11 protein-coding genes, 1 tRNA gene and 1 pseudogene are annotated in these 13,262 nt (G+C 73.4%); 8 read left to right on the forward strand and 5 right to left on the reverse strand.

Going from position 1 to position 13,262, the window contains the following annotated elements; translation table 11 throughout:
• Positions 1–168 precede the first annotated feature (168 nt).
• From IE153_RS16420 to IE153_RS16435, 4 genes are all read left to right on the forward strand, one after another.
• Positions 169–1,035 carry a bifunctional DNA primase/polymerase gene (locus IE153_RS16420; RefSeq protein WP_189590434.1) on the forward strand — a complete coding sequence of 289 codons (867 nt, stop codon included), beginning with the start codon at positions 169–171 and terminating at the stop codon, positions 1,033–1,035.
• Between the two features lie 37 nt (positions 1,036–1,072).
• The gene (locus IE153_RS16425; protein WP_189590435.1) at positions 1,073–1,567 is read left to right on the forward strand and encodes a hypothetical protein; all 495 of its coding nucleotides are present in this window, start codon (positions 1,073–1,075) and stop codon (positions 1,565–1,567) included.
• 9 nt (positions 1,568–1,576) lie between these two features.
• Positions 1,577–2,116 carry a DinB family protein gene (locus IE153_RS16430; protein ID WP_189590436.1) on the forward strand — a complete coding sequence of 180 codons (540 nt, stop codon included), beginning with the start codon at positions 1,577–1,579 and terminating at the stop codon, positions 2,114–2,116.
• 67 nt (positions 2,117–2,183) lie between these two features.
• The gene (locus IE153_RS16435) at positions 2,184–2,756 is read left to right on the forward strand and encodes a GNAT family N-acetyltransferase (RefSeq protein ID WP_189590437.1); all 573 of its coding nucleotides are present in this window, start codon (positions 2,184–2,186) and stop codon (positions 2,754–2,756) included.
• Between the two features lie 201 nt (positions 2,757–2,957).
• On the opposite strand, the gene IE153_RS16440 is transcribed toward IE153_RS16435, so the two are convergent.
• Positions 2,958–7,211 (reverse strand): nSTAND1 domain-containing NTPase, encoded by a 4,254-nt coding sequence (locus tag IE153_RS16440; RefSeq protein WP_189590438.1) that lies wholly within the window; start codon positions 7,209–7,211, stop codon positions 2,958–2,960.
• Between the two features lie 412 nt (positions 7,212–7,623).
• Between IE153_RS16440 and IE153_RS16445 the strand changes: the two genes are divergently transcribed.
• From IE153_RS16445 to IE153_RS16455, 3 genes and pseudogenes are all read left to right on the forward strand, one after another.
• Positions 7,624–8,115 (forward strand): hypothetical protein, encoded by a 492-nt coding sequence (locus tag IE153_RS16445; RefSeq protein ID WP_229829015.1) that lies wholly within the window; start codon positions 7,624–7,626, stop codon positions 8,113–8,115.
• 94 nt (positions 8,116–8,209) lie between these two features.
• Complete coding sequence (locus tag IE153_RS16450) at positions 8,210–8,437, forward strand: ferredoxin (RefSeq protein WP_189590440.1); 228 nt, start codon at positions 8,210–8,212, stop codon at positions 8,435–8,437.
• A gap of 9 nt (positions 8,438–8,446) precedes the next feature.
• Positions 8,447–9,209 (forward strand): annotated as a pseudogene (locus IE153_RS16455) (PIG-L deacetylase family protein).
• Here the strand turns inward: IE153_RS16455 and IE153_RS16460 are convergent.
• The 4 genes from IE153_RS16460 to IE153_RS16475 form a co-directional block, all read right to left on the reverse strand.
• Positions 9,204–9,974 (reverse strand): glycosyltransferase family 2 protein, encoded by a 771-nt coding sequence (locus tag IE153_RS16460; protein ID WP_438817922.1) that lies wholly within the window; start codon positions 9,972–9,974, stop codon positions 9,204–9,206. The pseudogene IE153_RS16455 and the gene IE153_RS16460 sit on opposite strands and share 6 nt — an antisense overlap.
• 40 nt (positions 9,975–10,014) lie before the next feature.
• The gene (locus IE153_RS16465; protein WP_189590441.1) at positions 10,015–10,395 is read right to left on the reverse strand and encodes a hypothetical protein; all 381 of its coding nucleotides are present in this window, start codon (positions 10,393–10,395) and stop codon (positions 10,015–10,017) included.
• Positions 10,396–10,524: 129 nt separating this feature from the next.
• Positions 10,525–10,611: transfer RNA gene (locus tag IE153_RS16470), tRNA-Ser, on the reverse strand.
• A 63-nt stretch (positions 10,612–10,674) separates the two neighbouring features.
• The gene (locus IE153_RS16475; RefSeq protein WP_189590442.1) at positions 10,675–12,102 is read right to left on the reverse strand and encodes a S1C family serine protease; all 1,428 of its coding nucleotides are present in this window, start codon (positions 12,100–12,102) and stop codon (positions 10,675–10,677) included.
• A gap of 288 nt (positions 12,103–12,390) precedes the next feature.
• On the opposite strand from IE153_RS16475, the gene IE153_RS16480 reads away from it, so the two are divergent.
• Entirely contained in the window at positions 12,391–13,218 is an 828-nt protein-coding gene (locus IE153_RS16480; RefSeq protein ID WP_189590443.1) for a glycerophosphodiester phosphodiesterase, read from the forward strand.
• Positions 13,219–13,262 lie beyond the last annotated feature (44 nt).

Genomic DNA, 13,262 nt, shown 5'->3' on the forward strand with positions numbered 1-13,262 from the left:
AAACCCCTACCCGTCACTTCCGTACCGGACGGGAGCGAAAGGGGGCGTTCGAACCCGGGTGCCGCAAGGGACGAAGCGTTCCAGCACCTTCCCCGGCCGCCGCCCGGCCCCGGCGCGTCGTACCCGATTCCCCTTTCCTTTTTCGAACGTACGTACGAAACTAGAGTCATGGCCACCACCGACCGGCAGGCCACGACGCTGGCCCTCGCACACGCCCTGTCAGCCGCCGAACGCGGACTGGCCGTCATCCCCCTGTCCCGCTCCAAGCTCCCGGCACTGCGTTCCCCGCACCGCGACGACCCCGCCCCCTCCCCCTGCCACGGCGCGTGCGGTCGACTCGGGCACGGGGTCTACGACGCCTCCAGCGACCCGGACCGCATCCGCGAGCTGTTCGCCGCCGCGCCCCGGGCGACCGGCTACGGCATCGCCTGCGGGCTGCCCCCGCACCATCTGATCGGCCTCGACCTGGACGTGAAGACCGGCACGGACTCCTCGGCCGCCCTGCGCGAGCTGGCGCTGCGGCACCTGTTCACGATCCCGCCGACCGTGGTCGTCGTGACCCCCTCCGGCGGGCGGCACCTGTGGCTGAGCGGCCCGCCCGAGGTGGTCGTCCCCAACTCGGCGGGCCGGCTCGCCCCCGGCATCGACATCCGGGGTGCGGGCGGCTACCTGGTCGGCCCCGGCTCCCGCGCGGGCCAGGGTGTGTACGCCGCCGCCCCCGGCACCGCGCACCTCGCCCCCGCCCCCTGCCCCCGGTCCCTGCTGCGGCTGCTGCTCCCGCCACCGCGCGCCCACCACCCGGTGTCCACGGCGGCCGGCGGGCACGGCCAGGGCCTGGTCCAGTTCGTCCTGGCCGCGCACGAGGGCCAGCGCAACACCCGCCTGTTCTGGGCGGCCTGCCGCGCCTACGAGGACGGCATCGGCGCGGCGCTCGTGACCCCCCTGGTCGACGCGGCGCTCCACACCGGCCTGTCCGAGCGGGAGGCCCGGACGACCATCGCCTCGGCGGCACGGCTGACGGGGCACCGGCCGTGAGCAAGGCCCCGCCCATGACCCCCACCGGAAGACGTCGATGCACCACCACGCACCATCGCCGGCCCCGGCGCCCCACCACGCGAGAACACCCGCCCTGGCCCTCGCCCGCCTCGTTCTGGCCTCCGGCCGCCCGGTGGACCTCGCCGAGCTGCACTTCTCCTCGACCTACGGCGACCTCCAGGACGGCTACCCCTGCAAGCCACTGAACGACCTGCGGATCCGGGACCTCCTGCGGGCCGCCGAGCGGTCCCGCCCGGGCACACCGGTGCACCTCGTCCCGCCCCGGCGCGAGTACCCCGACCAGTACGCGGGCGGCCTCGGACCGGTCGAGGTGCTGCCCGCCGTGGCCTGCCTCGGCACGTTCCACTCCGCGGCCCTGGACCCGGCCCGCGACCCGGTCGCCTACCGCTCGCGCCTGACCGTCGTCTGGTTCCAGTCCACGCCGCGCCTGCCCTCGGACTGCGACGCCGAGCCCGCGCTGCGCGACCTCGACTGGCCGGTTCTGGCCCGGGACGCCCCGGCGCGTGCGTAGGGTCGTCCGATGAGCGCTTCCCGTACGGAACTGCTGCGCCGCCAGTTCGAGTTGACCTGGTCGCTGTTCGAGTACCACCTGGAGCGGCTGGAGCCGGAGGACTTCCTGTGGGAGCCCGCGGCGCACTGCTGGACGATGCGCCGGGGATCCGACGGCACCTGGGTCCCGGACTGGGCGGACACCGAACCCGACCCGGTGCCCGTCCCCACCCTCGGCTGGGTGAGCTGGCACCTCGGATGGTGGTGGAGCGTCGCCCTCGACCACGTCCGGGGCCACCCGCCCCGCGACCGCGAGGACATCGCCTGGCCCGGCGAGGGCGCCCCCACGGTGGAGTGGCTGCGCGGCCTGCGCACCGAGTGGCTCAAGGTCCTGGACGGCCTCACCGACCCGGACCTGGACGCCGCGGCCTCGTTCCCCTTGCCGGACGACCCCGAGTACACCGTCGCCCACATGCTGGCCTGGGTGAACGCGGAGCTGATGAAGAACGTGGCCGAGATCGGCCAACTGCGGCTGCTGCGGGCGGCGTCCGCACAGGGCGAGACGCGGTGAACGCGTTCGGCCCGGTCGGGCCCCGTCTCCCGGGGCGCGACCGCCCCGTGCGTGGCATCGTGGGGGCATGAGCATCGTCGTCCGGCCGGCCGGGGACTTCGAGGACGTCCGTGCCGTGCTCGGGCCGAAGTCGCCCGGGGCCAACGTCTGCTGGTGCCTGAGCTACCGGATCCCCTCCCGGCTCAACAACGAACTGCGCGGCCCGGCCCGCGGCGAGTACGTCGCCGAGCTGTGCCGCGCGGAGCCGCCCCCGGGCGTGCTCGCCCACGACGGTGACGAACCGGTCGGCTGGGCCGCCGTCGCACCGCGTGCGGACACCTCGTTCGCCCGCAACCGCAAGATCCCGCACGTCGACGACCTGCCGGTGTGGTCGCTCTGGTGCGTCCGGGTCCGCCCCGGCCACCGCAAGCAGGGCATCTCGCACGCCCTCATCGCCGGCGCCGTCGAGTTCGCCCGGGACCGGGGCGCGCCGGTGATCGAGGCGTATCCCCTGGACAACGGCGACGCCAAGGTCGACCTGACGATGGCCTACGCGGGTCTGCGGAAGAACTTCGAGCGCGCCGGCTTCGTCCACGCGGCGGACACGACGTCGGTCCTGGCCGGTCATCCCCGGATCCTGATGCGCCTCGACCTGCGCTGAGAGACGCGCCTCGGCCGGCACCGAACAGGGCGTTGAAAAAGGCTCGACCGCTGGCGACGGGGGATGCACCAGCGGTCGAGCTATGGCCAAGGGTAACAAGCGCTTGCCCACCACGAGCCGACTGGCCGTCCCGAAGGCCTGGTTGTGACTCGTATCACGCAACTGCCCTGATTGCCGGACCCGTTGGGCGCGACGCTCTCGTCAGCTGTCGCACGGCGGATCGTAGGAGAGCCGGGGCAGGTACTCCCGCCAGGTGTCCTGCGTCAGCACACCCCGGGTCATCGAGCAGATGCGGCGCACGGCCGTGCCGACGTCGAGATTCCAGAGCCGGATGGTGTCCGCGCCGCTCGACACCCCCAGCATGTGGCTGTTCGGGCTGAAGGCCAGGAAGGTGCCGGTCTTGGAGTTGGGGCTCATCGACTGGCCGATCGCGGTGGCGTGCGAGGGGTCGGAGACGTTCCACAGCCGGACGGTGCTGTCGTTGCCGCCACTGGCCAGGGTGCGGCCGTCCCGGCTGAACGTCAGCGACACGACCGCCTCCGTGTGGCCCGTGAGCCGCGCCTGCTGGGAGGCCTCGGCGGGGTCCGAGATGTCCCACAGGCGGACCGAGTTGTCGTCACCGGCGCTGGCCAGCGTGCGGCCGTCGCGGCTGTAGGCGAGCGCGTTGACCGCTCCGAGGTGACCTCGCAGCGGCTTCCCGATCAGGGCCGTCCGGCCGGGGGCGGTCACGTTCCACAGCCGGATCGTGCCGTCCGCGCTGCCGCTGGCGAGCGTCCTGCCGTCCGGGCTGAACACGAGGTGGTTGACATAGCCCTTGTGGCCGGCGAGGGGCTTGCCGAGCGGGCGCGGGCGGGCCGGGTCACCCACGTTCCACAGCTGGATGGTGCGGTCGTCGTAGGCGGTGGCCAGGACCTGCCCGTCCGGGCTGAAGGCCAGGGGGTCGGCGTACCGGATGTGCAGGGGGGCGGGAGAGCCGTGGCGGACCGGGCGTTCGGGGTCGCCGAGATTCCACAGCTCGACCACCCGGTCGCCCGTCACGACCGCGAGGGTGCGGCCGTCCGGGGAGAACTCCAGGGAGCGCACGTCGCCCTTGCCCGGGCGGAACGGCTCGCCCAGCCGCACCGGCCTGCCGGGCCTGCGCACGTCCCACAGCCGGATCCGCCCGTCCCGCGCCGCCGTCGCGAGCAGCCGCCCGTCCGGCCGGAACACCCCGGTCCGCCCGGTCATGTCCGACGTCGGCAGCGACCACAGACGGACCTTGTTGTCCCCCGCCCCGGTGGCGAGGGTGCGCCCGTCGGGGCTGAAGCCGAGCGCGTACATCTCGCCGCTGCTGCCCGCGAGGGGCCCGCCGACCTGCGACGGGTACTCCGGGTCGCTGACCTTCCACAGGCTCGCGGTGCTGTCCGCGCTGGCCGCGGCGAGCATGTTCCCGTCGGGGCTGAAGGCCACCGACCAGACCGGACCGGTGTGACCGGTCAGCGGCGCGCCGATCGCGGCCGGGCGGCCGGGGCCGGCCATGTTCCACAGCTGTACGGTGCCGTCCGCGCTGCCGCTGGCGAGGGTGCGGCCGTCGGGGCCGAAGGCCACGGAGTGCACGGTGGCCGTGTGCCCGGTCAGCGGCGTCCCGGCGGGAACCGGGCGCCCGGGGTCGGAGACGTCCCACAGCCGGATCGTGCCGTCGTCGCCCCCCGCGGCCAGCGTCCGCCCGTCCGGGCCGAACGCCACCGAGCGCACGGCGGCCGTGTGCCCGGTCAGGGGCTCGCCCAGGGCCCGCGGCCGGCGCGGGTCGGCCGTGCTCCACAGCCGGACGGTGTGGTCGTCGCCCGCGGAGGCCAGCGTGCGCCCGTCCGGGCTGAAGGCGATCAGGTAGATCGTGCCGTCATGCCCGGTCAGAGGCTTGCCCAGCGACTTCGGGTGCCCGGGGTCGGACACGTCCCACAGCCGTACGGTGCCGTCGTCGGAGGCGCTGGCGAGCGTCCGGCCGTCCGGGCTGAAGACCGCGCTGCTCACCCAGCTCGTGTGTCCGGTCAGGGGCTTGCCGAGCGGCTTGGGGCGCTTGGGGTCGGCGACGTCCCACAGGCGCACGGTCCGGTCGTAGCTGGCGGTGGCCAGGATCCGTCCGTTCGGGCTGAAGGTCGTGAGGTAGACGGCGCCCGTGTGGCCGCTGAGGGGCGTGGAGAGCGGGGCGTTCACGATGGAGATCAGGCGGCTGTTCGCGCCCTTGTCGTCCGGCCGCAGACCGTGCGCGACCAGGTCGAGCTGCGCGGACAGCGACGGATCGGTGTCCTGCACTCGGTCGGACTGCGCGAGCACCTGCTCGAAGACGGCCTCGTCCCGCTGCTTCCAGGCGACGACGGCCGACCCGACGGCCACCATCGCCAGGACGACGAGCGTCGCCACCGCGCCCCGGCTGATCCAGATGATCCGCCTGCGCAGCCGCACCGACGCGGCCAGGAACTCCACGGCGCTGCGGGTCAGGAACGTGTCCCCGGCGCTCCTCGCCCAGCCGTGGGCCTGCTCCAGCCGGGAGCCCCGGTAGAGCAGTGAGGCGTCGCGGTTCGACTCCTCCCAGGCCCGGCCGTCCTCCTCCAGGCGCTGGCGCAGCAGATTGCCCTGCCGGTCCTCGTCGATCCAGTCGCGCAGGCGCGGCCAGGCGTGCAGCAGCGCCTCGTGGGTGATCTCCACGGTCTCCGCGTCGAGCGTCACCAGCCGGGCGCGGACCAGCGCTTCGAGGGACTCCTCTGTCTTGCCCGGGTCGGTCGACTCCTCGGCCAGCTGACGCCGGGTCCCGCGGCGGCGCGTGGCCTGGGTGTCCTCGCCCAGCCGGACCAGGCGGAGCAGGAGCAGCCGGGCCGCGGTGCGCGCGGCCGGGTCGAGGCCGGTCCAGGCCCGTTCGGCGGTCGCCGCGACCGCGCCCTGGATGCCACCGGCCGCGCGGTAGCCGGCCAGCGTGAGCCGGCCCGCCTTCCGTCGCTGCCAGGTGGCGAGCAGGGCGTGCGAGAGCAGCGGCAGCACGCCGGCGTCGTGCGCCCCGCGTGGGCCGTCGGTGCTGACCTCCCGGACGATCAGCTCCGCGAGCCCCGGTTCCAGCTCCAGGCCGACGGCCTTGGCCGGGCCGGTCACCGCCTCGCGCAGTTCCGTGGTGGTCAGCGGCCCGAGCACCATGTGCCGGTGCTGGAGCGCGTCGGCCAGCTCGGGGTACCGCAGGCAGCGGTCGTAGAAGTCGGCGCGTATGCCCAGCACCACGATCGCCGGGGCCGGTTCGCCTGGGCCGGGGGGCGAGCAGGCGGCGTGCAGGACCTCGACGAAGGTACGCCGGTCCGCCTCGTCGGGGCAGAGGGTGAACGTCTCCTCGAACTGGTCCACGATGACGACCGGCCGGGCTCCGGAGGGGTCCACGCGTCGGGCCCAGGCGGAGACGGCGACGCGGACGGCTTCGGGGGAGGGCGGGACGGTGGTGAAGGGCGACTCGTTGGTGGAGGGAGGGGCGTCGGGTTCCGGGGCGGTTGGGTGTCCGGGCTGCTGCGGGGCTAGGTCGCCTGTGGGGGAGGGCCCCGGACGCTCCGTGGGGGAAGGCCGGGGTCGCTCCGCGAGGGAGGCCCCGGAAGATCCGGGTCGCTCTGCGGGGGTGGCGTCGGATCCCACTGCCTCGGGCCGCGCCGGGGCTTTCCCGGTCGGGATCGAGGCCGGGACGACGGCCGCCAGCTCGGGGATGCACCGGCTCAGTTCCGCCAGCGGATCGCCGCCCGGTACGAGCTGCACGACCTCTCGCGCCCGCCCGCCCCCGTCGGCGTTCCCATGGCCGCTCCCATCGCCGTCGCCGTCGTCACCTCGCAGCGCGCCCTCCCGCAGGGCGGGCACCAGACCGGCGTTCAGCAGCGAGGACTTCCCCGCCCCCGACGCGCCCACGAGCATGACCAGCCCGCCGGCCCCCGCGACGGCCCCCAGCTGGGTGACGAGCGCGTCCGTGCTCCGCTCCCGGCCGAAGAACCACCGGGCGTCCTCGCGTCGGTAGGAGGCCAGCCCCCGGTACGGGCACACCCCGCCGGGCGCGGACGCGGTCTCGTCCGCGGACCGCTGCCCGTCCTCGGCGGCGGACGCGGACCCCGCGGGACGCTCGCCGACCGGGTCGGCCACCGCGCTCTCCCACAGCCGCTGCCACTGGCCGAGGTCGTACAGACCGGGGGAGACCGGAGTCGGCCGCGAGCGCCGCGCGTCGGGGATCAGCACGTGCAGCACCGCAGCCAGGGCGGGGAACTGGGCGGGCACGTTCCGGGCCCGGCGCCAGTCGCTGATGCGCTGGGCGGACACCCGCACGGGCCGACCGCGTTCGTCGACGCGCTGAAGCCGGACGACCGCCTCGGACACCCGCTTGAGGGGAGGGTTTCCGGCTTCCTTGTACAGCAGTGCGAGGCGTTCCGCGAAGGCGGTGCGTGCCCCCGAGTCGGAACTCAAGGTCTCAGCTCCTTACTTCCACGCCTGGACGTCCGGACCGGAAAACTCACTCTATATGGCTGACCTGCGGCAATACCGTCCGCCAGGTGCCGGAACCTCCTCCTCCGTGGCCGGAAATGGCAGGATCCGGACGCAGCAGAGCACCCATCCGGTCAGCTTCCGTCCGAGTCGGACGACGGCAGCTCCACCGTTCGGTACCGGTCCCCACGAGGGGAGGGACCGGTGCCGGACGACGTGGTGAGCCTCCTCGGCGGACCCCGCCCCGCAACCCCGACAGGTCCCGCTCCGCCACCCCGGCGGACCCTGTTCTCGCACCGACGAACCCGGTCGACCGACCCTGGATAACTGACGACCCGTCAGCTATGGTCGCCCTGCCGTACCGCTTTTGGAGCGATGTACAGGGGTGAGCGCAGTGGAGTCACGTCCCGAGAGCCCACGACCGCAGGGTGCTCCGCGCTGGGTCGCGATGTTCTACCGTCCGGCCACGGGCTCCTGGCGGACGGCCGCGCAATCGCCCCACCGCACGCCCGTGCTGTACGCCCTCGGCGAGATGACCCAGACCCTGCGCGCACGGGGCGACGAGGTGACGGTCGCCCTCTGGGGACCGAGGGACGGCGCATGGCACCGCTTCGACACCCCGCAGCACCGGACCACCACTTCTCAGCCCATTCCCGAGCTGATTCCCGAGCCCGCCCCCGAGCGCTCCCCCGGCGAACCGGCCAAGCTGGCGGAACGGATGACCGGCCGCCGCCACCAGGTCCTCATGGCCGGCCTGACCAAGGCGGGCCTCTACGACCTCTCCCCCGAGGACGACACGACCGTCCAGGCCCTGGTCGAACGACTCGACGAGGCCGCCGTACGACGGGTCGCCCACTGGCTGGCGACCGCCGGAGGCACGCGGTGACCGGCCCGGTTCAGGCCGCGTCCCACTGGGCAGTCAACTCCCGACGGCCATGGCGTTCCTGGCCCCGATGCCGTCAGGAGGGGGACAAAGGGGCATGAGGGTCTTCGTGGACCGCGACCTCTGCTACGGCTCCGCCGAGTGCGCCCACCGGGCCCCGGCGGTCTTCGACTTCGTCGACGGCTTCGGCGTCGTCCGCCCGGGCCGCGAGGAGACGGGCGAGGAGACGGGCGAGGACCCGTCGGTCCTGGAGGCGGTCGAGAAGTGCCCGAGCCAGGCGATCAGCATCACCCAGGCACCGCCACCGGCACCGGACAGGCCGTAGCGAGTACGGATGCCGACACCGAGCCTGCTCGCGGTCTTCGCCCATCCCGACGACGAGTCCCTGTCGGCGGGCGGTGTCCTCGCCCGTCACGCGTCCGAGGGTGCGCGCACGGCGGTCGTCACGGCGACCTGGTCGGCGGACACCCAGCGCGCCGCGGAACTGGCCGAGGCGCTCCGCATCCTGGGCGCGGGCACCCCGCGCATGCTGGGCTACGCCGACTCCCGGGTCCCGCACTCGGCTCAAGGCAGGCCCCCCCTGGTGCGCCGCCCCGCTGGACCAGACGGTGGGGGAACTGGTCGCACACCTCCGGGACTTCCGCCCGGAGATCGTCGTCACCCATGACGCCCACGGCGGCCCGACCGGCCACGAGGACCATGTGCACACCCACCGCGTGACCGCGCTCGCGGTCCATGCCGCCGGCCTGGAACGCCTCTATCCGGACGCGGGAAAGCCCTGGCAGCCGAGCGCCCTGTACCTGTCCACGCACCCCCACGCGGCGGTCGAGGCATGGGGCGGACACCTCGTCGCCGTCGGGAAGGCCCTGCGCACGGTCCCCGGTGAACGCGTCACCGCCACCGTCGACGTCACCCCCTGGCTGGACCGGAAGGTCGCGGCGATCCTGGCCCACCGCACGGAGGTGACGCGGGGAGCCGCGCCGGGCCTCGTCGCCGCCCTCCCCGCGCCCGAGCGGGAACGGCTGCTGGGCACGGAGTACTACACCCGCCACGACCTGACGCCGACGGCCACGGCGCAGACCGAGCTGCTCTCATAGAGCGGCCGAGGCCCCCCACCGAAGTCGGGACAGCGCCCTGGCCCTGGCCTCCACGACAGCCATCCGTACCTCGCGCTCGGCCCGGTCCACATGGGCCGCCTGGCCGGTCACCTGCCCGTCCCACTTCCGGTACAGCAGGCCCACCTCCCCCGAGAACCAGCCCCGGCTCACCGCGTTCAGCGCCAGCAACAGCCCCGTGTCCTCCGAGGCGGGCAGCGCCATCCAGCCGCCCAGGGCGAGCAGCAACTCCCGTCGCACGAACAGCGAGGCGGGATGCACCGGCGCGAGGAAGCCGTTCGCCTTCCAGTGCGCGAGCACCGCCCCGCGCTCGATCGGCCCCTGGTCCGGATCGCCCGGGAACCCGACGGTCGACCCGTCGGGCAGGAGGTCGAGCACCCGGGACGTGGCCCATCCGAGGTCCGGGTCCCCTTCCAGCACGGCGAGATCCCGCGTGAGCACGCCCGGCGCCAACTGGTCGTCGGCGTCGAGGACCTTCACGTACGCCCCGTCCCCGTGGGCCAGCGCCATGGTCCTCGCGACGCCGGGCCCCCCGGCCCGCCCCTGCCGGAACGTCACACGAGCGTCCCTCGGCACGTACGGCCCGACGTCCTTGCTCTCCCCGTCCTCCTGCACGACCCAGTGCCACTCCCAGTCCTCGGGAAGCCGCTGCGCGCACAACGACGCGTAGGCCTCCGGCAGGAACCGGGCATGGGGGCCGTGCACGGCGGTGACGACGACGATGCGCCGACTCACGGCGACGCTCACCCACCCTTCTCCGACCGGCACGCCCTGGTGATCGTAGTGCTCAGGGCGTGCCCGGCCGGCTGCCCAGTTCCACGACGAGGTGATAGCCGCCGGCCAGGTCGATCCCGGTCCGCTCGCGCAGCAGCTTGACCGCGGCGATCTGCCGGCCGCTGTCGAGCAGCGCGGTCAGCTCCCCGACCAGTGGAGCATCGAGCCGACGCAGGGCCTCCAGCGCCTGACCGCTGCTCGTGGGCAGCTCCTGCCCGTCGACCAGCAACTCCAGGGCCTCCCGAGCCGGTCCCCGCTTGAGCCACGAGTCCTTGCGCAACCGCCGCACGGCCCTGCCCGCCCGCCCGTCCCGCGCCAGCCCTCTCGCCTCGTCCTGGGCCTCCTGCCCGACGGGGGTGATCATCGCGGCGGTCCGGGCCTTGGTGTTCGTCATGGCACTCCTGGCGTCGTGGGGGGGGCTCACGCCTGAAGACGGCGCAGAGCCCGCCGCCGTTGCCCCACGCGTAAGGGGCGCCTCTCGGCGAGAGGCGCCCCTTCCGTACTGCCACATCTATGACCTGCGCGGAGGCGGTGGGATTTGAACCCACGGTGACATCGCTGCCACGACGGTTTTCAAGACCGTTCCCTTCGGCCGCTCGGGCACGCCTCCCCGCGCCGGCCGTGATCGGCGGCGCGGGGACAAGGGTAACGGGTCGGTGCGGGCGGGTGGGGGTCAGTTGTCGCCGACGCGGGAGCCGAGCGTGACGTCGACCGTGTGCTGCTTGCCGCCGCGCTCGTAGGTGATCGTGACCTTGTCACCGGGCTGGTGGGTCCAGATCTCGCCGATCAGCGTGGGGCCGGAGTCGATCACCCGGTCGTCGAGCTTGGTGATGACGTCGCCCGGCTTGAGGCCCGCCTTGGCGGCCGGGCCGCCCGGCTCGACCGGTGCCGCGCCGCCCGCGCCCTGGTCGGTGATCTGCGCGCCCTCGGAGCTGTCGTCCAGGGAGACGGACGCGCCGATCTTCGCGTACACCGGCTTGCCGTTCTTGATCAGCTCCTGGGCCACGTACTTGGCCTGGTTGATCGGGATGGCGAAGCCCAGGCCGATCGAGCCCGACTGACCGGTGCCGAAGCCGCCGTTGCCGGTGGACTGGATCGCGGAGTTGATGCCGATGACATTGCCCTGCGCGTCCAGCAGCGGACCGCCGGAGTTGCCCGGGTTGATCGAGGCGTCGGTCTGCAGGGCGCTCATGTACGACGCCTGGCTGCCGCTGCCGTCGCTGGAGGCCACCGGGCGGTTCTTGGCGCTGATGATGCCCGTCGTCACCGTGTCGGACAGGCCGAACGGGGCGCCGATCGCGATGGTCGAGTCGCCGACGGCCACCTTGTCCGAGTCGCCGAGGGTGAGCGGCTTCAGGTCGGAGGGGGCGTCCTTGAGCTTGATGACCGCCACGTCGTAGCCCTGCGCGTGACCGACGACCTCGGCGTCGTACTTCTTGCCGGTCGGGAAGGTCGCCGTGAGCTTGCCGCCGTCCACCGCGTCCGCCACCACGTGGTTGTTGGTGACGATGTGGCCCTGCTTGTCGAAGACGAAGCCCGTGCCGGTGCCGCCCTCGCCGCTGGTGCTCTCGGCCTCGATCGTGACCGTGCTCGGCAGCGCCTTGGCGGCGACACCCGCGGTCGTGCCCGGGTCGCGCTTGACGTCACCGCCGTTCGCGGAGGCCGAGACCGTCGTCGAGCCGGTGCTCTCGTCGTTGTCCTTCGCCAGCACATAGCCGAGCCCGCCTCCGAGGCCGCCCGCCACCAGGGCGGCCACCAGGACCGCGGCGACCAGGCCACCGCGACCGCGGCCGGACTTCGGCGCCGGCTGCTGGTACGACGAGCCCCAGCCGCCCGGGCCGGACCCGGAACCGCCGTCGCCGTAGGGGGCGGTCGGCGGCGGGGGCGGGGGCCAGGACGGGTCGGGGGCGGAAGAGGAGGCGCCGGGGTGGCCGGCGTCACCGGATGCGCCCTGCCCCTGGGGGGCCTGCCCCTGGGCGTCCTGCCCGTACGGCCCCTGGGGGGCCTGTGCCTGGGGCGCCGGAGCAGCGGGAGCGTCCACCGGCACGGGGGGTGCGGACGGGGCGGGGGGTACCGCGGTGCCCTCGTTCTCGGTGCTCACAGCTTCTCTCCTAGATCCACGGCTGTTTTCCGGGTCGCACTCGGTCACGCTTTTCCACGCCGGTCGACGGGTCCGGCGCGCTGCAGTTGTGCTTGTCCCTTTGTATGCCGTCAGCTTTTCCCACAGGCCGTCAGAGCACCATAAGCGGTGCCTGTGCGTCCGCAGCCATTCTTTATATAGGTCATTACCGGCGAAAAGGATGCAATCCCAATGCCTCCGTCCGGACCTGTCCCACCGTCGAGTCCGTCCGACCGGACGCGTACCCGCACTCGGTGGCACCATGACGCGGTGACCCACGCACGACAGCACGTGATTCAAGTCGTCGCCCACCGCGGAGCCTCCGAGGACGCCCCGGAACACACCCTGGCCGCGTACACCAAGGCGATCGAGGACGGCGCTGACGCCCTCGAATGCGATGTGCGCCTCACCGCCGACGGCCACCTGGTGTGTGTACACGACCGCCGGATCAACCGTACGTCCAACGGCCGCGGAGCGGTCTCCGCGCTGGAGCTCGCCGACCTCGCCGCTCTGGACTTCGGCTCCTGGAAGACGGGCGAGGCCTGGAAGGGACGCGACGAGGAACCCGACTGGGAGCACCGTCCGGAGGACCGCGAGGCGACCTCCGTCCTCACCCTGGAACGGCTGCTGGAACTCGTCGCCGACGCCGGGCGCCGTGTGGAACTGGCCATCGAGACCAAGCACCCCACACGCTGGGCGGGCCAGGTCGAGGACCGGCTGCTGGTCCTGCTGAGGCGGTTCGGCCTCGACGCCCCGGCCTCCGCGGAGGAGTCACAGGTACGGGTCATGAGCTTCTCCGCCCGCTCACTGCACCGCGTGCGTGCCGCCTCGCCGACCCTTCCGACGGTCTATCTGACGCAGTTCCTCTCACCCCGGCTGCGCGACGGACGGCTGCCCCCGGGCGTACGGATCGCCGGGCCCTCCATCCGGATCGTGCGCAACCACCCCACGTACATCGAGCGCCTGAAGCAGGCCGGACACCAGGTGCACGTGTGGACCGTGAACGAGCCCGGGGACGTGGACCACTGCGTCGGACTGGGCGTCGACGCCATCATCACCAACCGCCCGCGCGCGGTGCTGGACCAGCTCGGCCGCTGACGTCCGGCTCCCGCGCGCCCAACCTCTCAAGTCACACCAGAACC

Origin of the sequence: Streptomyces massasporeus, assembly GCF_014648995.1 — a bacterium.
Lineage (GTDB): Bacteria > Actinomycetota > Actinomycetes > Streptomycetales > Streptomycetaceae > Streptomyces > Streptomyces massasporeus.